Annotated in this window: 19 protein-coding genes, 1 tRNA gene and 1 pseudogene; 9 read left to right on the top strand and 12 right to left on the bottom strand. The window is 57.0% G+C overall.

Annotated features, from left to right (window positions below; genetic code table 11):
- Window positions 1–2 precede the first annotated feature (2 nt).
- Window positions 3–1,109, bottom strand: a complete 1,107-nt coding sequence (locus HG264_RS14185; protein ID WP_169408269.1) for a site-specific integrase — start codon at window positions 1,107–1,109, stop codon at window positions 3–5.
- A gap of 146 nt (window positions 1,110–1,255) precedes the next feature.
- Between HG264_RS14185 and HG264_RS14180 the strand changes: the two are divergent.
- A pseudogene (locus tag HG264_RS14180) lies at window positions 1,256–1,855 on the top strand (ATP-binding protein); the annotation flags it as partial.
- Window positions 1,856–1,863: 8 nt separating this feature from the next.
- Here the strand turns inward: HG264_RS14180 and HG264_RS14175 are convergent.
- The gene (locus tag HG264_RS14175) at window positions 1,864–3,546 is read right to left on the bottom strand and encodes a bifunctional diguanylate cyclase/phosphodiesterase (RefSeq protein ID WP_169408268.1); all 1,683 of its coding nucleotides are present in this window, start codon (window positions 3,544–3,546) and stop codon (window positions 1,864–1,866) included.
- Window positions 3,547–3,724: 178 nt separating this feature from the next.
- Here HG264_RS14175 and rep point away from each other — a divergent pair, with 178 nt between their 5' ends.
- A complete protein-coding gene (rep, locus tag HG264_RS14170) occupies window positions 3,725–5,731 on the top strand; it encodes a DNA helicase Rep (RefSeq protein ID WP_169408267.1) in 2,007 nt (668 codons plus the stop codon).
- Window positions 5,732–5,792: 61 nt separating this feature from the next.
- On the opposite strand, the gene HG264_RS18645 is transcribed toward rep, so the two are convergent.
- Window positions 5,793–6,143, bottom strand: a complete 351-nt coding sequence (locus tag HG264_RS18645) for a c-type cytochrome (RefSeq protein WP_372240243.1) — start codon at window positions 6,141–6,143, stop codon at window positions 5,793–5,795.
- A gap of 418 nt (window positions 6,144–6,561) precedes the next feature.
- Here HG264_RS18645 and HG264_RS14160 point away from each other — a divergent pair.
- Window positions 6,562–6,638, top strand: a tRNA-Arg gene (locus HG264_RS14160).
- Here the strand turns inward: HG264_RS14160 and HG264_RS14155 are convergent.
- The 9 genes from HG264_RS14155 to HG264_RS14115 form a co-directional block, all read right to left on the bottom strand.
- Window positions 6,609–6,911 carry a hypothetical protein gene (locus tag HG264_RS14155; RefSeq protein WP_169408266.1) on the bottom strand — a complete coding sequence of 101 codons (303 nt, stop codon included), beginning with the start codon at window positions 6,909–6,911 and terminating at the stop codon, window positions 6,609–6,611. The two genes, HG264_RS14160 and HG264_RS14155, sit on opposite strands and share 30 nt — an antisense overlap.
- An 18-nt stretch (window positions 6,912–6,929) precedes the next feature.
- The gene (gene mcrC / locus HG264_RS14150) at window positions 6,930–8,069 is read right to left on the bottom strand and encodes a 5-methylcytosine-specific restriction endonuclease system specificity protein McrC (RefSeq protein WP_169408265.1); all 1,140 of its coding nucleotides are present in this window, start codon (window positions 8,067–8,069) and stop codon (window positions 6,930–6,932) included.
- Window positions 8,069–10,291 carry an McrB family protein gene (locus tag HG264_RS14145; protein WP_169408264.1) on the bottom strand — a complete coding sequence of 741 codons (2,223 nt, stop codon included), beginning with the start codon at window positions 10,289–10,291 and terminating at the stop codon, window positions 8,069–8,071. Before HG264_RS14145 ends, mcrC begins: the two co-directional genes overlap by 1 nt.
- Window positions 10,292–10,303: 12 nt before the next feature.
- The gene (locus tag HG264_RS14140) at window positions 10,304–13,294 is read right to left on the bottom strand and encodes a type I restriction endonuclease subunit R (RefSeq protein WP_169408263.1); all 2,991 of its coding nucleotides are present in this window, start codon (window positions 13,292–13,294) and stop codon (window positions 10,304–10,306) included.
- Window positions 13,284–14,408 (bottom strand): hypothetical protein, encoded by a 1,125-nt coding sequence (locus tag HG264_RS18450; protein ID WP_178102818.1) that lies wholly within the window; start codon window positions 14,406–14,408, stop codon window positions 13,284–13,286. The genes HG264_RS14140 and HG264_RS18450 overlap by 11 nt, the downstream gene beginning before the upstream one ends.
- Window positions 14,401–16,299 (bottom strand): ATP-binding protein, encoded by a 1,899-nt coding sequence (locus HG264_RS14130; protein WP_169408262.1) that lies wholly within the window; start codon window positions 16,297–16,299, stop codon window positions 14,401–14,403. Before HG264_RS14130 ends, HG264_RS18450 begins: the two co-directional genes overlap by 8 nt.
- The gene (locus HG264_RS14125; RefSeq protein ID WP_169408261.1) at window positions 16,292–17,818 is read right to left on the bottom strand and encodes a class I SAM-dependent DNA methyltransferase; all 1,527 of its coding nucleotides are present in this window, start codon (window positions 17,816–17,818) and stop codon (window positions 16,292–16,294) included. The genes HG264_RS14130 and HG264_RS14125 overlap by 8 nt, the downstream gene beginning before the upstream one ends.
- A complete protein-coding gene (locus tag HG264_RS14120; protein ID WP_169408260.1) occupies window positions 17,815–19,308 on the bottom strand; it encodes a class I SAM-dependent DNA methyltransferase in 1,494 nt (497 codons plus the stop codon). The genes HG264_RS14125 and HG264_RS14120 overlap by 4 nt, the downstream gene beginning before the upstream one ends.
- Window positions 19,309–19,435: 127 nt before the next feature.
- A complete protein-coding gene (locus HG264_RS14115) occupies window positions 19,436–19,684 on the bottom strand; it encodes a helix-turn-helix transcriptional regulator (protein WP_169408259.1) in 249 nt (82 codons plus the stop codon).
- 134 nt (window positions 19,685–19,818) lie between these two features.
- Here HG264_RS14115 and HG264_RS14110 point away from each other — a divergent pair, with 134 nt between their 5' ends.
- The 6 genes from HG264_RS14110 (at window position 19,819) to HG264_RS14085 (ending at window position 24,731) form a co-directional block, all read left to right on the top strand.
- Complete coding sequence (locus tag HG264_RS14110) at window positions 19,819–20,055, top strand: hypothetical protein (protein ID WP_169408258.1); 237 nt, start codon at window positions 19,819–19,821, stop codon at window positions 20,053–20,055.
- Window positions 20,048–21,250, top strand: a complete 1,203-nt coding sequence (locus tag HG264_RS14105; RefSeq protein ID WP_169409149.1) for an Arm DNA-binding domain-containing protein — start codon at window positions 20,048–20,050, stop codon at window positions 21,248–21,250. The genes HG264_RS14110 and HG264_RS14105 overlap by 8 nt, the downstream gene beginning before the upstream one ends.
- Window positions 21,243–21,491 carry a hypothetical protein gene (locus HG264_RS14100; RefSeq protein ID WP_169408257.1) on the top strand — a complete coding sequence of 83 codons (249 nt, stop codon included), beginning with the start codon at window positions 21,243–21,245 and terminating at the stop codon, window positions 21,489–21,491. The genes HG264_RS14105 and HG264_RS14100 overlap by 8 nt, the downstream gene beginning before the upstream one ends.
- Window positions 21,492–21,637: 146 nt before the next feature.
- On the top strand, window positions 21,638–22,417 hold the full coding sequence (locus tag HG264_RS14095; protein ID WP_169408256.1) for an HD domain-containing protein: 780 nt from the start codon (window positions 21,638–21,640) through the stop codon (window positions 22,415–22,417).
- Between the two features lie 186 nt (window positions 22,418–22,603).
- Window positions 22,604–23,002 carry a hypothetical protein gene (locus HG264_RS14090; RefSeq protein WP_169408255.1) on the top strand — a complete coding sequence of 133 codons (399 nt, stop codon included), beginning with the start codon at window positions 22,604–22,606 and terminating at the stop codon, window positions 23,000–23,002.
- Window positions 23,003–23,915: 913 nt separating this feature from the next.
- Window positions 23,916–24,731, top strand: a complete 816-nt coding sequence (locus HG264_RS14085; RefSeq protein ID WP_169408254.1) for a hypothetical protein — start codon at window positions 23,916–23,918, stop codon at window positions 24,729–24,731.
- The last annotated feature ends 65 nt before the right edge of the window (window positions 24,732–24,796 follow it).

Raw genomic sequence — 24,796 nt, 5'->3', positions numbered from 1 at the left:
ATTTAATCTGTCTCTTGCATCTTGGTTTTTTGTTGGATTATTGCTGCGAACGTTATGTAAATCCGCGTTGTTTCGAAGTTTTCGTGTCCCATTCGTGTTCTAAGTAGTTCCTTTGCTGCTTCATCTTCACCCTTGTCTATGACGAAGTTGGTAGCATATGAATGGCGCAAGGCATGAAAGGACCTATTTGAATTTCGCCATTTCTCAGTAGAGTCTCCATTGATAACGAGATTGCGCTTAAAATTACTGAAGAGAGTGGACGCAAATTGCTTGTTTAACGGGTTTCCTTGCTTGCTGCATATCAAGTGTCTTGACGAGCTAAGTTTTGGATTCTTTAGAAAGAGCTGTATTTTTTGAGACAATTCATCAGGCACCCAGATGGTCCTCACTTTGCCTCCGCTGCTCCCTTTCCCAATTATTTTTAACTCGAAACCCTCATTGAGTGAATTTTTAAAGTCAGCGCGCTTTATTGCTAGATTTATGTCTTTAATTTTGAAGTTATGTTTGGAGGTTACCTCCTGGGCTCTACATCCGCAGAGATAGCCCAGTAAAAGGATTATTTCGTTGCGTTGAATTTCAAATAGGTTGCGTGCTGGGTTATGATTCAAAAGGTTGTCGAATTCGGGTTTCGAGATCCACTTTGTAGAGAGATTGTTCGGTGTCTTGCTGTTTTTATCTGCGTTAGCTAATTCGAGCTCTTCAAGAATCTCATTTGACATATTGAAGCTAAAAACGTCTGCATTTTCGCAAAGGTGTCTGGCGTGGGCCCATGAATAAAATGTTTTCAGAACGGATATGTGGTTGTGTATCGACTGTGCTGTCAAGTTTCTGTGTTTGAAGAGCACGCCTTCAAGATACTTCCGCATTTCTGAATCGGTGATCTTGTCCCAACGTTTGCTATTCTTCTTTAATGTGTTTAGAAAGCTTGTGAGCAAATATGCGTTCCCCCGAGCTGTTTCATTTTGCAGCCCGTTGTATATGATTCGACTAACCAAAAATGTGGTAGGTTCCAAGGAGATCTGCTTCGTCTCCCTGTCAAAAATAGCCCATACCTGTAATGTAGAGGCGCCATACGGCACCCTGACCTTTGCAACTTGATACATGTCCATCTTCCGATCCTATTGGTGCTTTTAGGCTACCAAACTTTCCAATTTGACCAAGAAAATAACTTGGAGTCGCTTTTATCAGTGCCTTTGGAGATAGTAGGCACTAACATTTTCCTGACAGAAAAAGTTGGCTAATCGGTTTGGGTAGTGATTTACCCGAGTTTGATCGCAAGGTACTCGAGATGCTGCGTGAGCCAATGGAGTCCGGCGAGATACACATTGCTCGCGCCCGCGAACAACTGAGTTTCCCCGCGCGCTTCCAACTGATTGCCGCGATGAACCCATGCCCCTGCGGCTATCAGGGCGATCCATCCGGGCGCTGTCGCTGCTCTGCAGAACAAGTGGAACGCTACCGCGGCAAACTGTCCGGCCCGCTGCTGGACCGGATCGACCTGCACGTCGGCATGCACAATGAAGCCTTCAGCCTTGCCAACAAAGAGCCCGGCAAACCCAACAGCGCTGAAGCCACAGCTCAGGTAGCCGCTGCGCGTCAACGGCAGCAGCAACGCCAGGGCAGACTGAACGCACATCTGGACCTGGCGGGATTGCGTGATCATTGTCCATTGAAGGAGGAGGATGCGCGCTGGATGGAGCGCGCTATCGAGCAGCTGGGTCTATCCCACCGCGCCAGCCATCGGGCGCTCAAGGTAGCGCGTACATTGGCTGATCTGGATAACCAGGCCGCTATCGGCCGCGCACATCTGGCGGAGGCTCTGCAATACCGGCAACTGGATAGAAGGCCAGGTTAGGGTCTGGCTCAAAGCCTGCAGAGCAGGTCGTCTTCGCGGCCCATCCGGTAGGCATCCAGGAAATAGCACAACTCCTCAAAGGGTAACGCCGGACTGATGAAGTAACCCTGCACCTGATCGCAACCCATCGCGGTCAGCGCATCCAGCTGACTGCGCTCTTCCACACCCTCTGCCACGACCGCCAGCCCAAGGCTGTGGCCCATGTCCACCACAGCATTCACCAGCTTTCGGTCGCCTTCGATCTCGCTGATTTTCCTGACGAAACTGCGATCAATCTTCAGCAGGCTGATGGGTAGGCTGTGCAGATGCACGAAGGAGGAGTAACCGGTTCCGAAGTCATCCAGCGAGAAGCGCACCCCCAGTTCGGTAATGCCCTGCATCGCCGCCAGTACCTGCTCGGAACGCTGCATGATGGCGGTTTCAGTCAATTCGAATTCGAGACGGTGCGGATCGATACCCGTGGTTCTCAGCACCCTGCGGACATTGCCCAGCAACTGGCTGTCCTGGAATTGGCGAAAGGACACATTCACCGCAATGTGAATATCGGCGAAGCCGCGACGGCTAAGCTGATTCAGATCGTGGCAGGCACGGGCCATGACCCAGTAGCCCATCGGCACGATCAGGCCCGTCTCTTCGGCTAGGGGAATGAACTCGTTCGGCCCCAGCAATCCACGTTCCGGATGACGCCAGCGTATCAGCCCCTCCAGACCGACTATCTGCCCGCTGCGCAGGTCCACCCGCGGCTGGTAATGCAGCTCGAACTGATTGCGGCGCAAGGCCAGACGCAGGGCAGCCTCAAATTCGATCAAGTTGCTCGCATGCAGATTGACCCGGTCGTCATAGAAGTGAAAGTTACACCCGCGCTGCCCCTTCGCTTGTTGCATGGCCATATGCGCATGCAACAGCAAACCGTCCACCGTAACCCCGCATTCCGGGTAACTGGCGATGCCGATGCTGCAGCCCAGCAACAGGCTTTCGCCGTCGATATTGAACGGCTCGGCCAGCTCATTGGTAATCTTCTGGGCAATCAGCAATAAATTGCCCGGATCGTTGTAGTCTTCGACTACCACTCCGAACTCATCGCTGCCCATACGCCCTACGGTATCGGTGCTGCGCAAGACACGACGCAGTCGCTCTGACACATCACGAATGATCCGATCACCCGCCGAGTGGCCCAGCGTATCGTTGACGTGGCGGAAGTTGTCGAGATCGATGACCAATACGGCAAGCGGTTGCTTGTTTCGTGAGGCGCGGTGCAAGCCTTGCCGCAGGCGATCATTGAGCAATTGACGGTTACAGCTTCCGGTAAGCGGGTCGTAGCTTGCAGCGCGATCAAGCGCAGTCTGCAAGCTATGGCGTTCGATCGAATACTCCAGGCAGCGGATCATTTCACTGGCGCTGACCTGTATCCAGATGCTGTCATCCACGCCTTCAGGCAACGCCTCAACGTGCTGCGCATCGGTTAGCTGGACGAGCGGTACAGTGCATCCATCGGGGGGATCGAGCAGATCACCGCGCGCCATCACGGCCGCGACGGAATCTGTCTCGAACATGGCATAGGCTTGACGCCAACTGCTGCAGCGCCGCAACGCGAAGTTATGCGTAGCCGATAGCGTCCGGCATAGCTGCGCGAACACTTCGTCGTCCTTGTCCAGCACTACTATTAGCTGGGTACTGCGGTCGGCGAGCAAGCGATCCTCCCTGGATCCCGGATTTCTACATGTAATTCAAGAGCTTCGAGCGGTCCGAAGCCTATCATGGCCGTTCGGCATTATCAGAAACCGAGTCCAGCAAGACTATCTGGCGGCCACAGCGCTGTCGAGTCCCGCGTGGGCTGGTAGAATGCTCGCCCATTGCAGGAGACCACCGGTGGCCACACTCAACCCTCGTCAAAACGAAGCCGTCCGCTACATCAGCGGACCCATGCTGGTGCTCGCCGGTGCGGGGAGCGGGAAGACCAGTGTGATCACACGCAAGATTGCCTATCTGGTCAAGGAATGCGGCATACGCGCAAAGAACATCGTCGCCGTGACCTTTACCAACAAGGCCGCACGGGAAATGAAAGAGCGTGTTGGCCAGCTGATTCAGGGCAGCGAGGCCCGCGGCCTGACCGTGTCGACCTTCCATAACCTGGGCCTGAATATCATCCGCACGGAACACAAGCGGCTGGGCTACAAACCGGGGTTTTCCATCTTCGACCAGCAGGATGCCCAGGCGCTGATTACCGACCTGATGCACCGGGACTACGGCGCGGATGATGGAATCGAAGGCATTCAGGCGATGATATCCGCCTGGAAGAACGACCTCATCACCCCGGAGGAAGCCCTGGCCAAGGCCAAGAGCCCGCAGGAACAAACCGCAGCCAGCGTCTACATGCACTACAACCGTACGCTGAAAGCCTACAACGCGGTCGATTTCGATGACTTGATCCTGATTCCGGTGATCCTGTTCCGTGACCACCCCGACGTGCTGGAGAAGTGGCAATTCCGCATCCGCTACATGCTGGTCGATGAATATCAGGACACCAACGCTACGCAATATTTGCTAGTGAAGATGCTGGTCGGCCGCGAAGCGCGGTTCACTGTCGTGGGTGACGACGACCAGTCCATTTACGCCTGGCGTGGCGCGCGCCCTGAAAACCTGGCCCAGCTCAAGGATGACTTTCCCGGCTTGAAGGTGGTCATGCTTGAGCAGAACTATCGCTCCACCAGCCGCATCCTGCGCGCGGCCAACACACTGATCGCCAACAACCCGCACGTATTCGAGAAGCAGTTGTGGAGCGAGCTGGGGTATGGCGACCCGATCCGCGTCATCCGTTGCCGCAACGAGGAAGCCGAAGCCGAACGCGTCGCCACCGATATCCAAACCCAGAACCTCAAGTACAAACGCGCCTGGAAGGAATTTGCCATTCTGTATCGCGGCAATCACCAGTCACGACTGATCGAACTCAAACTACAGCACCACCAGATCCCTTATCACCTGTCCGGCGGCACCAGCTTCTTTGCCCGTCAGGAAGTAAAGGATCTGATGGCTTACTTCCGCTTGCTGGTGAATCTGGACGATGACAACGCCCTGCTGCGGGTAGTCAATGTACCCCGCCGTGAGATAGGCCCGGCGACCCTGGAAAAGCTCGGTAACTACGCCAACGACCGTGGTATCAGCCTGTTCAAGGCGTGTGACGAGATTGGCTTGGCCGAGCAGATGGAGCCGCGCTATCACGAGCGACTCCAGCGCTTCAGCCGCTGGCTGGATAACGTGCGACAGCAGTGTATGGAAGGCAACCCGATCGAGGCCCTGCACCGCATGATCGTCGATCTGGATTATGAGAACTGGATACGCCAGAACTGCTCCAGCGATGAAATTGCCGCCAAGCGCATGGGCAACGTGTGGTTTCTGCTCGATGCACTGAAAAGCACCATCGAGCGCGATGAAACCGGCGAAACCACATTCGAGGATGCCATCGCCAAACTGGTGTTACGTGACATGCTGGAGCGCCATGAAGAGGAAGAAGACACCGATCGGGTCCAGCTCATGACGCTGCACGCCTCAAAGGGTCTGGAATACCCCCACGTCTATATCATGGGCATGGAAGAAGAGATCCTCCCGCATCGCTCCAGCATCGAAGCAGACAGCGTCGAGGAAGAGCGCCGCCTGGCCTACGTCGGCATCACTCGCGCCCGAAAAAATCTGACCTTCAGCTTCGCTGCACGCCGCCGCCAGTTCGGCGAGATTATCGATTGTCTGCCAAGCCGCTTCCTGGATGAATTGCCCAGCGAAGACCTGGAGTGGGAAGGGACGGAAGACGTGCCGGTAGAACAGAAACAAGCGCGAGGCAATACGGCGCTTTCGGACATCCGCAGCTTGCTCGGGCGGTAAACACGGAGCGCACAGACACAAAAAAGCCACCCCGAGGAGTGGCTTTTCGCAACGACTCAACTCAGTTGAGCGAGATAATCCACTCGGCCAGAGTCGTGGCCTCTTCCTCGCTTACCGCGTTCGGCGGCATGGGAATCGCGCCCCACTTGCCACTGGAACCCTGAGTGATGCTGGCCACCAAGGTAGCAACGGCATCATCCTGACCGGCGTACTTGGCGCCCACTTCTTTCAGCGCAGGACCCACCAGCTTGTTGTCTACGCTGTGGCAGGCACCACAGGGCTTGGACTTGAACAGCGCTTCGCCCTCGCTACCACCGGCTGAACCGGCATCGGCAACAGCCTCACCTCCAGCAGCGGGGGCGGGGGCGGCCGCTGCAGCGGCTTCTGCGCACTCATCACCAGCAACACACACTTCACCGTAGGGCTTGATACGCTCGGCGATAGATTCGTCATCCATTGCAGCAAAGGCATTGCCGGCGGTCAGAGCAAGCATGGCCGCAGAGGCCGCCAGGAGTTTTTTCAAAGTCGTCACCTTATACATCCTCATCATGACCATAGGTTCAGCCCAAGTACCATGCCCGGACAATGTGCGCGAGTATACCGGTAAACCCCCGGCCGTTAAAATAGCCGCCGCACAATCGGGACAATGCGTCGCGCCCGAGCAAAAGGCTTGCCGCAGGGCATGGACGCCAGCCGCATCAATGCGTATTATTGCCACCCTGCAACGCACCCGTAGCTCAGCTGGATAGAGTACCGCCCTCCGAAGGCAATACTCAGCCTCTTGTGCCACGATGCGGCTAAAGGTCAGAATGGCCTCGCTTTACCAATATGCACCCGTAGCTCAGCTGGATAGAGTACCGCCCTCCGAAGGCGGGGGTCACAGGTTCGAATCCTGTCGGGTGCGCCATTTCCCTTGTAAATTCAGCACTTTATCCAAGCCAAGCGACTGGTCTTGGTTTTCCTGAGCTGCATTCCTTTCTCTGCGCTTACTTCTGTCACTGATTCTCGCCGCTTGCTGGAATAACATCTGCCCTGAGAGCGAAAAAACTGCTCGAAAATCGCTCTGTGTCCATTCTGTGTCCGTTATGTGTCCAGGGATTTTTTGCTCCATCAAGACGCCGTCGAGCTTTGAGTACTGCCCTCTGTGCCCAAGCCCTTCTAGGGCCTGCTGCTCAAGCATCAAGTTGAGTCTGCTAATTCACGATTCTTTCTGAATTGTATGGCCTGGCACGCAGAACCGAAGTAGTTGCGCTCGGATGTCCGCAGGAGTTGCCGTCAAATCCACAGTGGCAAATCGAATGGCGTGCCCCTGGATCAGCACTGTCTCGTCGACCATCTGGCCGATCGCGGGATGCAACAACAATCCACTCGCGTGATCCGCAAGCGCATCACCGCACCCAACCTGGGAGCGCAGATAGGCGTAGATCTGGTACACGTATCCGCTGCGTAGGGTTTCCTCACGGTACCAACCGCTCGTCACAATCGAGGTGAACTTGGTATCGATGACGATCCTCTGCCCGGTTGACGGGTGGTCGAGCACGACATCAGTTCGCATCGTCGGCAGGATCTTGTCGATCCCCGCCGTCTTCTGCTCGATCTGCCAGCCCATCGTCCCGCCGCATAGCACCCGCCAGCCCTGCGGACTCAATACGACTTCGTAGAAGCCGCCCACCGCCCGCTCGAACAAACGGCGTACCCACGTCGCTTCTCTGTCCGGCAGAGAGAGCACATTCGCACCCGACGCCTCCGTAGGTAGCACTAGGTCGAACGCCAGCTTTGCGGCTGCCACCATGAACCGGTCGTCCGCATCGTTACGGCCGAAACGATCGGTGCTCATTTGGGCGCGGGTCGGTGCGTCCCCTGATACACCCATTGCCTTCATGCCACCCGCAAGTGCGCGGCACCGATGGGCAACGTCCTTCCTCTGAACGATCCTGGAGATGGACTCCAAGGCTGCTCGTACGAAACGATTGCGTGGGGTGTCGATGATGAGTTCGTCGAACCGGCACGCCACCAGGCCTCTATCCATTAACTGATGGCGTTCGGTGGTCAAGACGTCGATCCGGCCACGCACGCGATTGATGACTGCGTCACGAGATCGATATCCAAGACTCAAGCGGCGACGCTGTCGCACTTCAACCGAGTGGGCAAGGATCTCCGCAACTAGATCCGGTAGATCGTCCGGGCTGTCTTCCAAGCCGATCTTGCCGATGCCGCGAGTGCGGAACAGGTCAGAGGCGTAGAGCATCAGCAGCCAGAGGTTGCGCACCGGAATGCGTCCGATGAACCCCTCAGCGCTCATGGATGCACTTTCCACCTGTTCTGCGACGGCGGTCATCACCAGCCCTGCGTCAGCCGTGCAATCGCCTTTTGTGCTTCGTCGGGCGCGTCGAACCAGTATTCATCCAGCAACGGGCCGATCTCCGTCTCCACGACCTGCTGGAACCACTTCTTCGTGTCTCCCGCCTCCAGTCGATGTGCGGGTGTCACATAGCTGTGACCAATCCGGAATTGCTTGCCAAGGCGTGCATCCGCCGCGATCTGTTCGTTCAGATCGGCGATACGGCGTTCAATATCCGCGACCAAGCCCGGATCGACAGCACACTCCTTGACCACCCACTCCCGCCAAACCTGGCCCAGTCTTGGCTCCAGCCCAACGAAAGCAAAGCGGCGACGCAATGCCAGATCGACCAGTGCAAGTGATCGGTCGGCGATATTCATGGTGCCGACCACATAGAGATTCTCGGGAATATGGACGGGACGTCGTTTGCCGTCTGCATCTGGGTAGCAGAGTTCCAGCGCTTCGTTGGGTGTCCGCTTGCCGGCCTCAAGCAGCGTCAGCAACTCGCCGAAGATCTGCGCTGGGTTTCCACGGTTGATCTCCTCGATCACCACGACAAACTTCGACGAAGGGTCCTTTGATGCGGCCTTAATGGCTTCCATGAAGACGCCGTCCGCCAGCGACAACTTGCCTTCGCCAGTGGGGCGCCATCCTCGAACAAAGTCCTCGTAGGACAGGTTGGGGTGGAACTGCACTGCGCGGACCTTGCTGTCGTCCTTCTGCCCCATCAGCGCGAACGCGAGCCGTTTGGCTAGCCAGGTCTTGCCCGTGCCCGGAGGCCCCTGAAGGATGAGGTTCTTTTTTGTGCGGAGACGATCGAGCAAGCGGTCAATCTCGGCCCGCTCCAGGAAACAGCCGTCCTTGAGGATGTCCTCCACCGAGTAGGGAACGATTGGCGCTGCCACCTGAAAGGCTTCGCGAACTTCACCTTCAGTTTCCTGTTCTGCTCCGGCATTGGTACCGATATCGCCAGCCGGCACAGGCTCGTCAACCAGGTCTTTGTACATCCAGTACGCAAGCGACAAGTCCGGGAAACTGTGGACCGGATAGCCGTCTTCGCCGAAGCGCGAACGCAAATCGTCCAGCAGCTTCAGATAGGCCCGACCATCACATGGGCCTTGCTGACCACTGATGGCGACATTCAGGCCGAGCCGCTTGTTGATGTAGTGGCGCGACTGGCTATCCAAGGTCAGGAATTCCCACGGATGCGCCCAGTAGAGACCTGTCGAAAGGTTCCATGCGACACCCCACACTTGGGTTGCCTCGTTATAAGCCCGGATGAAGGCATCGCGAGTGTCCAACTGGTCGCCATCGACCATCTTGCTCGCGGCAACGAATACCTTCCATAGCGCGTCGATGTCGCCCGCACCACGCTTGTCGGCATAGGCGAAAAACCAGGAACGTTGGTTGTTGAGAACGGGGATGCCTTCGAATGAAGGCGGGACCGGCACCGTCACACCCAGCAACTTGGCAAGTTCACCCGCGATGGTCTTGCGGTTGGCATCGGTCATGGATCGGTTAAAGGTGCCCATCGTGGTGAACGGGCAAATGTCCCGCAGCGGACCACTGGTTCCATCGGGAAACTTATCCTGGAGATATGTCAGCCCCGGCACCCGGGACGCGATCTCGTGGATGCCCTCGACGAGCGGAGTTCGATCGTCTGCGTGGGCCAGCAGCTTTTCGGCCACTGCCTCGTAGAAGTCCGTCCACTCGAAGCGCTGCTTTTCTGGCGAAGTCGTGCCGTAACGCTCCCGCCAAAAGGGCTCGTTGCGAAAGCGATCTACATCCTGCGGCTTGCCGTCAAACGCAAATGCAATCAGCGCATCGTTCATCCATTCGCCGGGCAGCACACGCCAGATCGTTGCTCGGTGAGTGTAGAAGTACCACTCCCGTACCGGCTCGACCTTGGCCCAGTCCACCTTCACCCGCTTCCCGTCGTTCAGGTTTTCGGTGATCGTGCCGACCGCTTTGATGCCCATAACCGAAACCGCTCGGCCTCGGCTATCGAAAGGCAGACCGTGCTTTCGCGTGTAAGACGACTTGATGGCGATCCGCTCTCCCGGGCGCATGGAACGCACCACATCGAGGAGCTTGTCGTCGTAGCCGTTCTCCCAAATTCCTTCTGCAAGAAATCGCGGCATCTGATCATCGGTGCCGCCGTAGCTGGCGCCGACAAACCAGGTTGCATGCGGTGCACTATCTATCGTCTGAGTGGTCATCCCCCGCCCCCTTTAGTAATACTGCCGGATGTAGCTGTAGGCCTTCTCGAACAGCTCTTCATCCGCATGCAGCTTGTATTTGAAGAGGGCTTTGCGCAGGGCCTTCTTGACTTCACGCTCACCGGCCTGCGTGCCTTGCCAGCCCGGGAAACGGACCAGTCGCACAATCTCGTCGATGTCCGCGACCACGCGTTCGACCATGATGGGCGTCTCGGCCGTCTTGACCTCGTTGAATAGTTCGGTGAGCGCCGCCTTGCCGCGATCCTCGTCCTCTTCGGGCGGGACCTCCTTCTCGGCTTGCAGCGTCTCCTTGGCGATTTCCAGTAGCTGCTTCAGAAATTCGACACTGTTGATCTGGCCAGACTCGAACCGGTCTTTCAGCGCATCAAGCCGCTCCGACAGCTTCTTGAACTTGGGGTTGCCGCCATGCCCGCGCAGCCGGCGCTTGAGCTTGATCTCGATCTCCTTGGCCTTCTTCGGGTCGGGGTTCGACAGCACGGCCTCCAGCAGATCAGCGTCCAGCACCAGGGTGTCGAGGTCATCCCGCACGGCGTCCACATGCACGTTCTGGTGGATCAGCTCGATGGTCTTGGCGCCCAGCGAGTGCCAGATCAGCTTGCCGTGGCCACTGGAGGGCTGCACCGACTGGTACACCTGCGACAACCACTTGTAGTCCTTTTCGAAGGGGCCCAGAACGGTGTCCGGTGACAGCGCCTCCCAGATCTTGTTGAGCACGCTGTACTCAGCAGCAAAGTTGTCCCGCACCTCATTGTTGGGCAGACACTGCTGCGCGGCGATCAGGCCCTCATAGCCCTGCACGCTCCGGTCGCAGCCGGCGAAGAACGCCAGGCACTTCTGCATGGCTTCGGGCAGCTTGTCCTTCAGCTCCTGAATGTTGCTGACCACCTGCTTGACGCTCTGGTCGTCGAATTCCAGCGCTGCTGCCACATCATCGAAGATGCCGAGGTAGTCGACGATCAGGCCGTGGGTCTTCTGCTCGGAGTAGGTGCGGTTCACCCGGCAGATGGCCTGCAGCAGCGTGTGGTCGCGCAGCGGCTTGTCCAGGTACATGGCCTGCAGGATAGGCGCGTCGAAGCCCGTCAGCAGTTTGGCCGTGACGATGATCAGCTTCAGAGGGTCGGCCGGGTCGCGGAAGCGATCGAGCAGCCGTTCTTCCTCATCGCGTGAACGGTCATAGGTCGCATACTCTGGATGCTCCTTCTTGTCGGACGCCTGCACCGACATGACGATGTCTGTAGCCTCGGGCGGCAGCAGCTTGTCCAGCTCGGCCTTGAACAGCAGGCAGGACTCCCGGTCGAAGGTGACGATCTGGCCCTTGAAGCCATTGGGCTCCACCTTGGTCTGGAAGTGCTCGACGATGTCCTCGCACACCTTGCGGATACGCTCAGGCGTCTTCACCAGCACGGCCATCTTGGCGGCGGTCTTGGCGAGGTTATCCTTGTCGAGATCTGACAGATCCCCGGTCAGCTTTTTGTAGGCGGAATCCAGCGCGGCCTTGTCGATGTGCAGATCGATCAAGCGCGGTTCGAAGTGCAGCTTCAGCGTGGCGCCGTCGCGGATCGACTCCTCGAAGCCGTACCGGCTCATGTAGCCTTTTTCGTCCTCGTCGGCACCAAAGGCGTAGAAGGTGTTGCGGTCGGCGCGGTTGATCGGCGTGCCGGTCAGGCCGAACAGAAACGCGTTGGGCAGGGCCTCGCGCATCTTGCGACCGAGGTCGCCTTCTTGCGTGCGGTGGGCTTCGTCCACCAGCGCGATGATGTTGCTGCGGTCGTTCAGACTGCCTGTGGCCTCGCCAAACTTGAAGATCGTGGTGATGATGATCTTGCGCACGTCCTGCGCCAGCAGTTGCTGGAGCTTCTCGCGCGTGTCTGCCTTTTCCAGATTTGGAATGTCCGCTCCGGTGAATGTGCCGGTGATCTGGCTGTCGAGATCGATCCGATCCACCACGATCAGCACGGTGGGATTCTTCAATCCTGAGTGCATGCGCAGCTTCTGCGCGGCAAACACCATCAGCAGTGACTTGCCCGAACCCTGGAAGTGCCAGATCAGCCCTTTCCTGGGGTAACCCGCCAGCACGCGCTCGACGATCTTGTTGGCCGCTTCAAACTGCTGGTAGCGGCAAATGATCTTGATGCGCTGCTTTTTCTTGTTGGTGGCGAACAGGGTGAAGCTGCCGAGGATATCCAGCACCACGTGCGGGCGCAGCATGCTCTCGGCTGACAGTTTGAGCGATTTCAGCGGATGGTGCTGACCATCCTCCCCATTGCCATCCAGATGCCACGGCCCCCAGTCCTTGACCGGCAGGCCGATGGACCCGTAGTGGTAAGCCTTACCCTCGGTGGCCACCGAGAACACGTTGCAGACAAAGAGCTCGGGTACGAACTTCTCGTAGTCGTCGTGCACCTGCACCGCGCCATCGACCCAACTGATGCACTTCTTGACTGGCGTCTTGGCCTCGATCAGCACCAGCGGCAGCCCGTTGACCAACAACACCAGATCGGCACGGCGCTCGGTGGGGCCTGCGCGGTAGGTGAACTGCTGGGTGACGATGTATTGGTTCTGCGCCAGGTCATCCAAGTCGATCAACCGCACCGGCACATGCTCATTGTTGTGGCCGAAGGGCATCGAGCGCTCACCACGCATCCACGCGGTCATTTCCTCGTTGGCGCGGATCAGACCATCCGAACGCACCGACAGCACGATGGCGCGCAGCTTATAGAGCACTTCATCGGCGCGGTCGGGCTGGGCGGCAATCTCGGGGTTCAGGCGGATCAGCGCCTCACGCAGCCAGGGTTCGACAAGCACTTCCTGGATCTGGCGCGGCACCTCAGCCGGGGCGGCGTAGCGCCAGCCGATGCCCTTAGGGCTGGGGCCGTAGCTGCCTTGAGGTTCATGGGCGGTGTTGGCCGGGACAGCCTTGATTGGGCCTGCGAGAAGGTCGCGGACGTAGGCTTCGACGGTGTTGGACTCGTTAAATGCCATTTGCGCCCCCTTCAAGCATCTGGCCGGCCACATGCATCACGAGAGAACGCGTTCCAAATAGACGACTCTTCAGCGACACTTCTGCGGCCTCAATCTGCTCAAACTCGGTAACTGCAGCAGATTGATCTGTCGTAGGTGGAATTGGAATTTCGATCTTGTGCACGACTTCTTGGGTGATCAGAGGCAGGTACTCACCCAACTTGTTCCGGTTTAAATTTGAGGCGCGTAAACAAACGGCCAGAAATGCTGGATGAATGTCTTGGCTAACTTTGGCTGGATAGAGCGCGTTGTCAGTTATCCAGCAGGGTCCCGCCGTCATTGACGTAACTCCGCAAAATTGCCCAACACGCCCAATCACAACTGTCGGCTCCGATGTCCCTGGCATGACGGTGTCTGTGTACCCCGAAATTCCGTTGCCTCCAAATACTGGAACGGGATGCCTATCCGATGGACTCTTTGGGAGGTCAGATACCCGAATACTTTTGCCGCTCGTAAATTTGGCGACGTCCCCCACTTTTTGTCGCGGCACGCCGTCCATTGAGAGCAAACGCATCTCCATCGAACGTCGAAGTATCGGGAGCGCGAATAGAGCAGCTTGGAGTTCGTCAGCAGCGCCTAGGCCAGCGGCCAGGAGGGCTGATACCCGACGTTGTTCTTCGATTGGCGGTAGCGAAAACTCAAAGTCCGCCAAACTCGTCCAGTTCGTGCGAGGGCTCAGCGATCCCGCCGACGTGCCCACGGCGTGATCGAAGAAGGCGTCGGTCTGGCAAATGAATGGCAGCAACTCCGCCAGCAAGACCTGCGCGTCCTTGGTCTCCAGCACATAGATGTCGCCGGAACACACACCGGAGAAATCCGCCACAGCCACCTTGCGCTGGTAAGCGCGTCGCTTGCCGAACAGCACCTGTCCAGGTTGAAACACGCTGGTGAAGGTCACGCCGTCAGCGACGCTGCCCCAACTGCGGATGCGCAAGTCACCTGGTTCGAGATGTTCCAGACCGACGTAGCGTTCAATGCCATCGGCCAGCGGGTCTTTGCTACGCGCCTTGCACAGCCGTACCACATCGCCAAACTTCACTCGACGCCAGCCGGGCTTCAAATCCCTTTCAATCATTACGCTTGTCCTCTGGGGCAACATACGCCTGGTGTGGATGCTTGGCGCTTTCCGGGTAGCGGAAACGTAATTGGCCATCACGCACCATGGGTGCCAGGTGTTTATTGCGCAAGTAGTCGCGATCTTTGCCAAGCAAGGTTGCAAGTTGATCACCGCTCTGGGGCGCCCACTGGCAAAGGCGGCGGATGCCGTCACGCAAGGCTTCGCCGCTGATCCGCCCCCGCAAGGTTGCAAGTAAGGTTGCAAGCTCAGGCGGCAAGGTTGCAAGTAAGGTTGCAAGCTGAGGGTTGCATGCTTGCTGGCCCGCTGCTGCCTCTGCAGGCTGAGGCTGGCCAACAGGAGGGTTGTCTGCTGGGACATCCAACGGCAGCTCTGACTGCCCACCTTCCAGAACAGGTCGAGGCTCGTTGCCAGCCAGGGTGTAATAGGTGCGACTGCCTGCACCCTGCTTTTCAAGCAGGCCCCGGTCGCGCAGCCGGCGCAGTACCATGCTGGCGGCCAGGGTATCCGAGCCACAGAAGTCGCGGCAGGCGGTATTATCCACCGCGCCGGTTGCCCGCACATAGATCAGCACCTTGGCTTCGTCGGGGCCAAGTGTGCTGCCGGCATAATCGCGCAGCCAGGTGTGGTCCTCTTCGGTGAGCAGGTTGTGCAGAAACAGGGTGAGCTTAAATTCATTCGCCTGCCGGTCTGAGTGGAACTCTGGCAGGGGCAAGCCTGCATCCGCAGCCAGGCGACGCATGGCACGAATCCCTGTACCCTTGGCCTCGGCCAGATGCAGATCATGCAGCACTGCTGCAATGGCTGGATTGCGCAGGCGTGAACCCGGTAAGCCCAGCTGCGCTGGCTCCTTAAGGGAGTAGCCGACGTTACGAATTTCGATGCGGTTGCTGTAGCGAATGATCTGCGTCGGGCTGTGTAGGGTGTAGTTGCGGTGCATAGCGGCATTGGCCAGCGCCTCGCGGATCACCTTGCGCGGCAGAATGGGCTCTTGCACGCTCTGTAGCTGGCCCTCCGGCAGGCGAAAGCCTTTAGGTAACTCATCAATAATGCTGGCTTCGGCGAGCGGCAATGCCAGTATCAGGGGCTTGCGGATATCGATGGATTGGAAGCGATTTTCTGGATCTTCGACCCATTCGTTGCCCGGCACACGTATGTAGTCAATACGCACCATGGGCAGCAATCTGCGCAAAGCTAGCGGTTTACCGAACAAAACGATGCCAGCCAATGTTGGCTGCAAAGCACCATCCACACGCCTCAGTGCCCCCAGCGCTTCGAGCATGTCTTCGTCGCCATAGTCCAGCTCTTCAGCCTGGGGGTTGATGCGGGCACGCTCACGCCGATACGCGGCAATGGCGGTCGGGTCAAAATCGTCGGCACGGGCATCAGAAAGAATGCTCGAATCAGGGCCATGCAAGGGCTGGCTTTCACCGCGCAACACCCAGAGGTCTTCATCGACGCAGCGCTGGTCGCTTGAGCCAATGCGGCGATAAGCACCGCCCGGTAAGCCCGTCGCTTTTTTATAGATGGGTTTGTGGGTGACGTCGGCCTCGGGGACATACACCACAAGCAGCGTCTTGCCACCCACCTGCTCCAACTGCATCTCTGGCCGCAGAGCGACGCTGAGCATGCTGGCACACTGGCTGGCAAGATCACGTTGCACCTTGTCCGGATCGGGCAACCCCACCGGCCGGTACACGGTATCGCCCTTGTTGTTGATCGCCCAATCCACGCCCAGTAGCAGGTAGCCACCATCTAAGCCGGGCTCGTTGGCAAAGGCGATGACCGTTTCCATCACCGACTTGCCAATGTCGCTGGCACGCTTGGCTTCAATGCAGGCGGACTCGTCTACCGCATTGAGTTCATCCAGTAGATCGGTAGCGCTACGCATCGGCAACCTCCTGAGCGACGAGGCCATCGAGAGTCTCGACCAGCGCATCCATCTGTTGCCAAAACGCACGGCCACCGGCTTGCCATTGGTCCCAGGCTGAGCGCAGCGATACTGCGTCGCCATTGCTGTCGGTGGCGATGGCGGCGGCAATGCGCTTCACGTACAGCGGGATCGACAGGTTGCCCGCATTGGCGCCGATTTCGGCCAGGGTGGCGACCTTGGCGAAACCGGGCACATCGGTAAACGTCTTGTAGGCGGCCAGGATGCGCTGCTGGTGCTCAGGCTTGAGAAAGCTCTGCGCCCTTTCCCGGGTGACTTCGGCCACCGCGTCGATGAAGATCACCTTGCCCTTGCGAGCGGCGGCCTTCTTGCGGTTGCAGATGACGATGCACGACTCCATCGGGGAGTTGTAGAACAGGTTGGGGCCCAGGCCGATGACTGCCTCTACCCAGTCTTGCTCGACCATCTTGGCGCGCATGGCCTGTTCTTCGTTACGGAACAGTACGCCGTGAGGCCAGAGCACTGCACTACGCCCCTTGGCGGTGAGGCTGGTCAGGATGTGCTGCTGGAAGGCGTAGTCGGCCCGGCCCTGTGGCGGCGTACCCAGGGAGTTACGGCCCCACTTGTCACTGCTCCAGGCCTCGCGGCTCCACTGCTTGATGGAGTACGGCGGGTTGGCCAGGATCACGTCGAACTGGCGCAGGCGATCGCCTTCGATGTGCTTGGGTTCGGCCAGGGTGTCACCGCGGATGATTTCGAAGTCCTCCACGCCGTGCAGGAACAGGTTCATACGGGCGATGGATGAGGTAATGAGGTTGCGCTCTTGCCCGTAGAGTTTGAGTGTGCGGTACTCGCCGCCCGAGCGCTTCACTTCGTCCAGCGCTGAAATCAGCATGCCACCGGTGCCGCAGGTGGGGTCGTAAATCGACTCACCCGCTTGCGGTGCCAGGAGCTGTGTCATCAGATGGACGACGGTGCGGTTGGTGTAAAACTCCGCTGCAGTGTGGCCGGAATCGTCTGCGAACTTCTTGATCAGGTATTCGTAGGCGTTACCCAGCTCGTCCTCGGGCACGTTGGCCACCGAGAGTGTCTGCGTCGAGAAGTGCTCGATCAGGTTCTTCAGCGTTTCATCGGGCAGGCGCTCGCGGTTGGTCCAAGGGGCATCGCCGAAGATGCCGTCGAGCAGATCCGGGTTGGCGGTCTCGATAGCGCGCATGGCCTTCTGAATGGCCGCGCCGACGTTCTTGGGTGCTTGGCGTACATCGTTCCAGTGCGCGCCCTCAGGAATCTGGAAGCGGTGGTTCTCCGCGAACTGCGCGTAGGAGAGGTCGCCGCCTGAGTTGGCTAGCGCCACCTGGTACTCTTCTTCCCATACGTCCGAGATACGCTTGTAGAACAGCAGCGGGAAGATGAACTGCTTGTAGTCACCCGCGTCGATGAGACCGCGCAGCAATACGGCGGCGCCCCACAGATAGCTTTCGAGTTCTTGTTGGGTGATGCGTTTGCTTGGGTGACTCATTTCAGCCATCCCCCTTCAGTCATGACCTGCGCGAGCCGCTCTTCGGCTTCACGGCAGCGGGTGAGCGCGTCCTTGAATGCCGCGATAGCATCGGGCAGCGGTGGGATGTCTTCCTGCAAAGGCAGGACATAGCGCGAAATGTTCAGCGTCCAGTCCTCGGCTTTGATCTCGTCGAGGCCGACCACGCGGGCTGCGTCTTGTACGTCGGCAAAGCTGCGATACCAGCCGAGGATCTCGGCGGCATGCTCAGGCTCCAGATAGTTTTGGGCTCGCCCCTTCCGGAACAGGCGCGAAGCGTCAACGATCAATACCTTCTTCTTTTTCTTGGCAGGCTTACGTTTACGTAACACAAGAATGCACGCAGCGAGGCCGGTGCCATAAAACAGATTGGGCGCCAGGCCGATCACAGCCTCTACCAGATCCATCTCCAGCAGTTTCTGACGGATATTGCCCTCCGCACCTTTACGGAATAAAGCCCCCTGGGGCAACACCACAGCCATACGGCCAGTGACATCAGCCATCGATTTGGCCATGTGCTGCACCCAGGCAAAGTCACCACTGGATGAGGGCGGCAGGCCGGCAAAGTTGCGACCGAAGGGGTCGTTCATCCACAGATCCTCTCCCCACTTTTCCAGCGAGAACGGCGGATTGGCGATCACGCAGTCGAACGTGGCGAGCCTGTCGCCCTCGAAGAAGGCCGGGTTACGCAGGGTGTCGCCACGCACCACCTGGAAATCTTCAATGCCGTGAAGGAACAGGTTCATCCGTGCGATGGATGAGGTGGTGAGGTTCTTCTCTTGTCCGTACAGCTTGCCCCACAGCCGCTTCACGTCGCCATGCTGCTCCTTCACGTGCTGCACGGCGGCCAGCAACATGCCGCCGGTACCGCAGGCCGGGTCGTAGATGGTCTCGGCTTCTTGGGGGTCGAGCATGTCGATCATCAGCCGCACGACGCTGCGCGGGGTGTAGAACTCGCCGGCCTTCTTGTTGGTGGCGTCGGCGAACTTCTTGATCAGGTATTCGTAGGCGTCGCCAAGCAGGTCCGAGTTGACGTTCTTGTTGCCAAACGGCAGCTTGGAGAAGTGCTCGATCAGGTCCTTGAGCAAGGCATCAGACAGCCGATCCTTGTTCGACCACTGGGCATCGCCGAACACGCCGTACAGGGTGTCGGGGTTGGCTTTCTCAATCTCGCGCATCGCGCGCTGAAGGGCCGTCCCGACATTGCTGGCCTTGGTGCGAACGTCGTTCCAGTGACAGTCTTCCGGGATCTGGAAGCGGTGCGACTCCGGAAACCAGGCCAGTTGCTCGTCGCCGGTCTCATCAACAATCTCCTGGTACTCCTCGTCCCAGACGTCGCAGATGCGCTTGAAGAACAGCAGCGGGAAGATGTAGGTCTTAAAGTCGGCCGCATCCACCGGGCCGCGCAGGATGTTGGCGGATTCCCAGAGGTGGCCTTCGAGTTGGCTGAGGGTGATTTTTCGGTTGTTCAAACAGACGTCCTTCCTTCGATTCTGGTTGTCTGGGTGGCTCTTCCATACACCTTGCCTCTACGACGTCGATACTATTTGCCGTCGAAGGGACGAGGCTTGTTTTCAAAAGAGCAAGCTGAGCAATTAATTACGACTCATCAACGTCCCGCACCAGGTTATCGGGCACATATTCAACCAGCTCCTCAACCTTACAGTCGAAGTATCGACACAGCCCGTTGATGTGCTCTGTGCTGGTACTGAATCCGCGCCGATTGATCATTTTCGACAGTGTCACTCGATGGATGCCCGCCCCCTCCGCGACCTCCGCGATGGTAATGCGTCGCCCCTCCTCAAACTCTCTGCGAGCGATCATTTCTTTGATCTTAAAACGAAGCATATGGGCTACATCCGTTACCTGTGTCTTGCAAATGTTAGCAATCCGCTGCAAAAAAAGCTTGCATAGACCTTTAGTCGAAGCTATACATATACGAATGTAGCCAAATTGCTACATATGAAACCGAGGGACAATTTATGAATACTCTATACCTTACTACTGACGAGTTGGCTGCACGCATCAAATACGATTCGCGAACTATCCGCGAACGACTCAAGGACAGCGTCCTGCTTGAAGGCACTCACTACATCCGGCCCTTTGGGGGACGCAAGATTTTGTACATCTGGGACGCCATAGAACGTGACATGGGCGGGTATTCGGATGAAAACAACCTCAAAGTGCCGATGGCACGCGGAGGGGTGTGCAATGGGTAGGATCGTAGCCCGGCCGGAGACCGGGAAATTGTTCTTCGACTTCCGATATAGGAGCAAACGTTGTCGAGAGCAAACAGCGCTAGATGACACTCCTGCCAACCGCCGCAAGCTTGAGACAATCCTGAAAAAGATTGAGGCCGAAATCACCCTTGGCTCGTTTGAGTACGCGCGCTACTTCCCCGGGAGTAACAATGCTCGCAAGTTCAGCGAGGTCGATGCGCTCAAGACAGTTGTAAAACAACCCGCAACGCCGCTATTCAACGATTTCGCCGATACCTGGTTTGGGGAAATGCAGACTCAGTGGCGACGTTCGCACATCGACACGGTGGCAGCCACCCTGCGCGCCTATTTGAAACCAGAGTTTGGTGAAAAGGAGGTCGGCTCCATCACCAAGGCAGATATTTTGTCGTTCCGTTCCCAGCTCGCCAAAGTCAGAAACGGTAAAGGCAAACCTCTGTCAGCAGAGCGAATCAACCACATCATGACGCCTTTGCGCATGATCCTTAACGAAGCAGCCGACCGTCATGAGTTTACCTCACCCTATCAGGGCATCAAGTCTCTCAAGGTGCCAAGAACCGATGTAGAACCGTTTACAGTGGAAGAGGTGCGCCTGATCCTTCAAACGGTACGCGAGGACTACCGCAACTATTACACCGTGCGGTTTTTCACCGGAATGCGTACCGGCGAGATCGACGGACTGCAGTGGCAATACGTGGATTTTGAGCGACGGCAGATCCTGGTTCGCCAGTCGCTTGTGAAGGAGGAGCTGGTCTACACCAAAAACGATGGCTCGTTCCGTAGCATCGATATGTCCGGACCAGTATTTGAAGCTTTGCAGGCGCAGAAGCAGGCCACCGGCGATTGTGAGTATGTTTTCTGCAGTCGCAACGGCACACCGCTCGTGCACCGCAACGTCACCCAGCGAATTTGGTATCCACTGCTCCGGCATCTGGGGCTACGCAAACGCAGGCCCTATCAGACGCGGCATACAGCGGCCACGCTGTGGTTGGCCGCCGGTGAGGCTCCGGAATGGATTGCCAGACAAATGGGCCACACCACCACTGAAATGCTTTTTCGGGTCTATTCCCGCTACGTCCCTAACCTGACCAGGCGCGATGGGTCAGCAATGGAACGCCTGCTGATTCAGACACTGAACACTCCCCTGCCATCAGACGAGGAGCACAGCCATGCATGAGTTCTCGCGCAACACCTGCCGCCGACTGGCCAGTGCGATGCAGGCAGCCCTGCAAATCCCCGAGGGCGATGCACTCGTATTTCTAATTGGTCGGGGAACTGAATCGAGCAATCTGGCGGCACTGGAAACCTGGGTAAGAGAAACCCTGCCGCAATTCGAAGAAGAGTGCGGCCACGCTGTATTGCCACATCTCCTGGAGCTGCTGGAGCGCACGCTCAATCAATGGGGGGCCGCCTCATGATTCACCCAATGCCCGCTGTAAAGCAGAGCAAAACGCCTGAGCTCTTCAGGCTGACTGGCTGCCTGATGCCTCAGCAGGCGTATCAGGTATCGCCGCTTGGCTCGGCAATCTTTCTCAGCATCGAGAACCTGGACGGCCGCCATGAAGTGCTGCTGGAACTTCAGGATCATCCTGGAAAATGGCCTGTTGGCGACCTGATTGCTGTCTCCATTCTGGTGAACCGCCACGGCGATTACCTGTTCGGTTCCGACGGCCAAATAATCACTGCGGACGGCTTTCAATCGCTAGCCCATTTGCCGGCCAGCCTCGTCGGCTCGGTGGAAAACGTGATGGCTTTGGAGCAATGGCTTCAACCCTGTCCCTATCCTTCGCTTAAGGCCTTTGTATATCAGGTACTGGGGCAACCCTCTATTGGCTGCAAATTTTTCAGTCTTCCTGCTAGCCGCGATCATCACCACAGTCATACCGGAGGACTAGCTCAGCACAGCCTGGAAGTGGCGCGATCGGTGTATGCGGTTAGCAGTAGTTTTGCCGAGCATGAACGCTGGCTAGCGGCTGTCGCTGGCTTGCTGCATGACCTAGGTAAGGTGTGCTGCTTTTCTGCGGACGGGCGTCGCACTGAAACAGGCTACCTAATCAGCCATGAGCTGCTTGGGATGGAGCTAATCGTCCCAGCCTTAACTCGCCTGGACCGCGTCTGGGCCGATGGTGCGAATGCGCTACGCTATCTGTTTGACTGGATGATACGTCCTCGCCAGCAACGGCCCATGATGCCGATCGCCCTTACGATAAAACAAGCCGATGTCATGAGCGCATCGGCCAACAATCGGCAGCAGGCTTTCGGTGGAAAACCGGACTGGCACTCTTTCGCCCGCTTCGAAGGTGCGGGCCCCGGCTGCACCTACTGGTTGCCCGGACCTCCATGAACCCGTCGATGCTCAGGGCTTACTAAGCAAGCCCTGAGCCACTCTTTATGCCCACACGTACTGGCCAGGGCTTCGGCCCAGCATTGACAGACAACCCGGCTAGCCAGTACATATACTGGATATACGTACAGCATAGGTAGGCCTTTGAGCCTCCGCTGGTCGCTAAGAACTCAAAAGGAAACCAATATGAACGAGCTGAACGAACTGACTGATCTGCTGTACGGCGAGGGCGAGCCCATGCAAGGGGGCAATCTGACGCTGGAAGAAGCCAAAATGCTGGTTAGGGCCCACACCGACTACAAGCCGTTCCGGATTGTCCGCGATTGGATCTGGGCTGAGCTGAATGTGGCCGAGAAAATTGCCGACGATCTTCAACAGCAGGATCTCAAACCAGTCATGGTGTATGCCCACGATGTCATGTTCGATAGCACTCATCGCTTCGCGCCAGGCAACTGGGTAAGAACCACGCCGCTGCTAAGGTTCACCCCGCCCTGCATCTTCGAGACAACTAACACTGTTTACATACTGGTCGGAGAAGGAAAGCGCAAAACCACCTCACTACAGACCATCATGAGCATCTGTTAAGGCGAGAGACATGTCGGTATGCCCCACGATCTTCTTAGTGACGCGGATGGCGGCAACGATTAGCTCGCCACTCTACCGATCGGGACGCGACGAGTTAAGGAGAACCCTATGACAGACATGGCCGCCAAAAACGCCGTTAGCCAGGGAGTGAGGTTTCATGGAGATTCGTAATGGTTTGGCGGGGTCGCTGCTAGCGGATTTTGAAACGATAACCGGTCAGGTGATGCGCTACCGCCCTTTCTTGGCGAGCCAGACCCAACACTGCCCCCTTTACGATCTTTTAACAGACGACATCTCGCCGCCGGTTTATAGCCAAATATAGTAAAGTATAGCGATGTATAGCGATGTATAGCAAAATCCGCTATACATCGCTATACATTCGATCCTAACCCCCATCCATTTTTCATAGTAGACGACGCCCAAGCCAGCGCAGCGTCATTGATACAGCGAATCAGAGTGCGCTGTTGTCTCGCTAGTACTGAACGCCAGTGGTAGCCGGCAAGGTACGCACATACTTCATGGCGAACAGCAACAGCGCGTCTCGCTATTGTTCAGAAAATTTGCCTACAACACCGGCGTCTGAGTAAAGAACCAGCACCACCTTCCCTTCTTGATACTTAACACTCCCCCTGACTGGAAATCCTCAGTGAGGCGATATTTCCCTATTTTGGATTCCGAAATAAACAAAACCCTATAAAAACACTCGAAAGACATATCATCGAATATCATTATACGATAGCAAACAAAAAAATCTCGCAACAGCGCAATACAAAACGGCTTAAAATTCATAACGTTATAAAAACGCGAAACACAAACAATCAATAAACATTCGATTTAATGATACAAAACAAACATTTGAACATTTCCAAACAGAGGAATAAGTTATCAACTGGCTTCATGACAAGGACTTCCGATGAAAACTAATAGTATTAATAGGGTCGAACTTTTCTATGGTTTTATCGCTAAGACTGAAAAGCAGGATTCGCACATCACTTGGCCGGTGTCTAATGCGGAAAAGCGCAGTTATTTAAAAAGTTTTGAGACTGTAGCGGCGAAGCTTCAACACAAAGTAGGCAACCAGGTTCGCCTAGAGGCTCTGGAGCGAACCGATGGAAAACGGGTAGAAATCGCCCTTTTTGCAATCTTCGAACATCCCGAATTGCCCTTGGGATCAAGCAGTGCTAACGAGATCCTGCAACAGATTAACGCCGCGCTTCAGGTCCTAAGAGAACTCGAAGCGTCTCCTGCCCCTGCGGAGCTAATCTCAATCAGCTCAGGCGATCCAGCACAGAGCTCCGAATCTATCTTCCGAGCTCCAGAAAAGATAGCTGAACTAGCAACCCTTTTGAGAACCCACTTGCCACCGTGTGAATTAAGGGCTGGGGCGGACGACGCTACCAGCTTCAGCTTCGTCCCGAAGCGCGGATCTAGTGAGATCCTTGAGGACAGCCAGGACCTAGTGCTAAGCGGAGAGGTATTAGCGGTAAATGATAAGACCAGGACCATGCTGCTCCGCGGGCCTGACGGTCAGTGCAGCCAGCTGCACATTCCGCTGAGTGAACATTTCAGGGAACGATTGCTTGAGGCTCAGTTATACCGCAAATCTGTCGAGCTGCGTGTGACTCCTTCATACCAGCTAGAGAACGGGGCACGCAAAATGCGGGGCGGAACGCTGCAAGAGATAATCCGAACAATAGACATTCCTGTCCAACGCTCGCTGGTTGACTAGCCATCACTGTGCATACAGTTGCAATTCCAGCACCTCAAGATCAAGCTGTTATCAACTATGCACTA

Origin of the sequence: Pseudomonas sp. gcc21 (assembly GCF_012844345.1) — a bacterium.
In the GTDB taxonomy this organism is placed as follows: Bacteria; Pseudomonadota; Gammaproteobacteria; order Pseudomonadales; family Pseudomonadaceae; genus Halopseudomonas.
Note: the sequence above shows the minus strand (reverse complement) of the source record. Positions and strands in the feature narration are given on the sequence as shown.

Bases quoted from the DNA above. Each gene is read 5' to 3' on its own strand.
- HG264_RS14125 (WP_169408261.1), bottom strand. From the start codon at position 17,818: ATGAGTCACCCAAGCAAACGCATCACCCAACAAGAACTCGAAAGCTAT.
- HG264_RS14140 (WP_169408263.1), bottom strand. From the start codon at position 13,294: ATGGCATTTAACGAGTCCAACACCGTCGAAGCCTACGTCCGCGACCTT.
- HG264_RS14145 (WP_169408264.1), bottom strand. From the start codon at position 10,291: ATGACCACTCAGACGATAGATAGTGCACCGCATGCAACCTGGTTTGTC.
- HG264_RS14085 (WP_169408254.1), top strand. From the start codon at position 23,916: ATGAAAACTAATAGTATTAATAGGGTCGAACTTTTCTATGGTTTTATC.
- HG264_RS14090 (WP_169408255.1), top strand. From the start codon at position 22,604: ATGAACGAGCTGAACGAACTGACTGATCTGCTGTACGGCGAGGGCGAG.
- HG264_RS14100 (WP_169408257.1), top strand. From the start codon at position 21,243: ATGCATGAGTTCTCGCGCAACACCTGCCGCCGACTGGCCAGTGCGATG.
- HG264_RS18450 (WP_178102818.1), bottom strand. From the start codon at position 14,408: ATGATTGAAAGGGATTTGAAGCCCGGCTGGCGTCGAGTGAAGTTTGGC.
- HG264_RS14130 (WP_169408262.1), bottom strand. From the start codon at position 16,299: ATGCGTAGCGCTACCGATCTACTGGATGAACTCAATGCGGTAGACGAG.
- mcrC (WP_169408265.1), bottom strand. From the start codon at position 8,069: ATGACCGCCGTCGCAGAACAGGTGGAAAGTGCATCCATGAGCGCTGAG.
- HG264_RS14105 (WP_169409149.1), top strand. From the start codon at position 20,048: ATGGGTAGGATCGTAGCCCGGCCGGAGACCGGGAAATTGTTCTTCGAC.
- HG264_RS14155 (WP_169408266.1), bottom strand. From the start codon at position 6,911: ATGCTTGAGCAGCAGGCCCTAGAAGGGCTTGGGCACAGAGGGCAGTAC.
- HG264_RS14185 (WP_169408269.1), bottom strand. From the start codon at position 1,109: ATGGACATGTATCAAGTTGCAAAGGTCAGGGTGCCGTATGGCGCCTCT.
- HG264_RS14115 (WP_169408259.1), bottom strand. From the start codon at position 19,684: ATGCTTCGTTTTAAGATCAAAGAAATGATCGCTCGCAGAGAGTTTGAG.
- HG264_RS14110 (WP_169408258.1), top strand. From the start codon at position 19,819: ATGAATACTCTATACCTTACTACTGACGAGTTGGCTGCACGCATCAAA.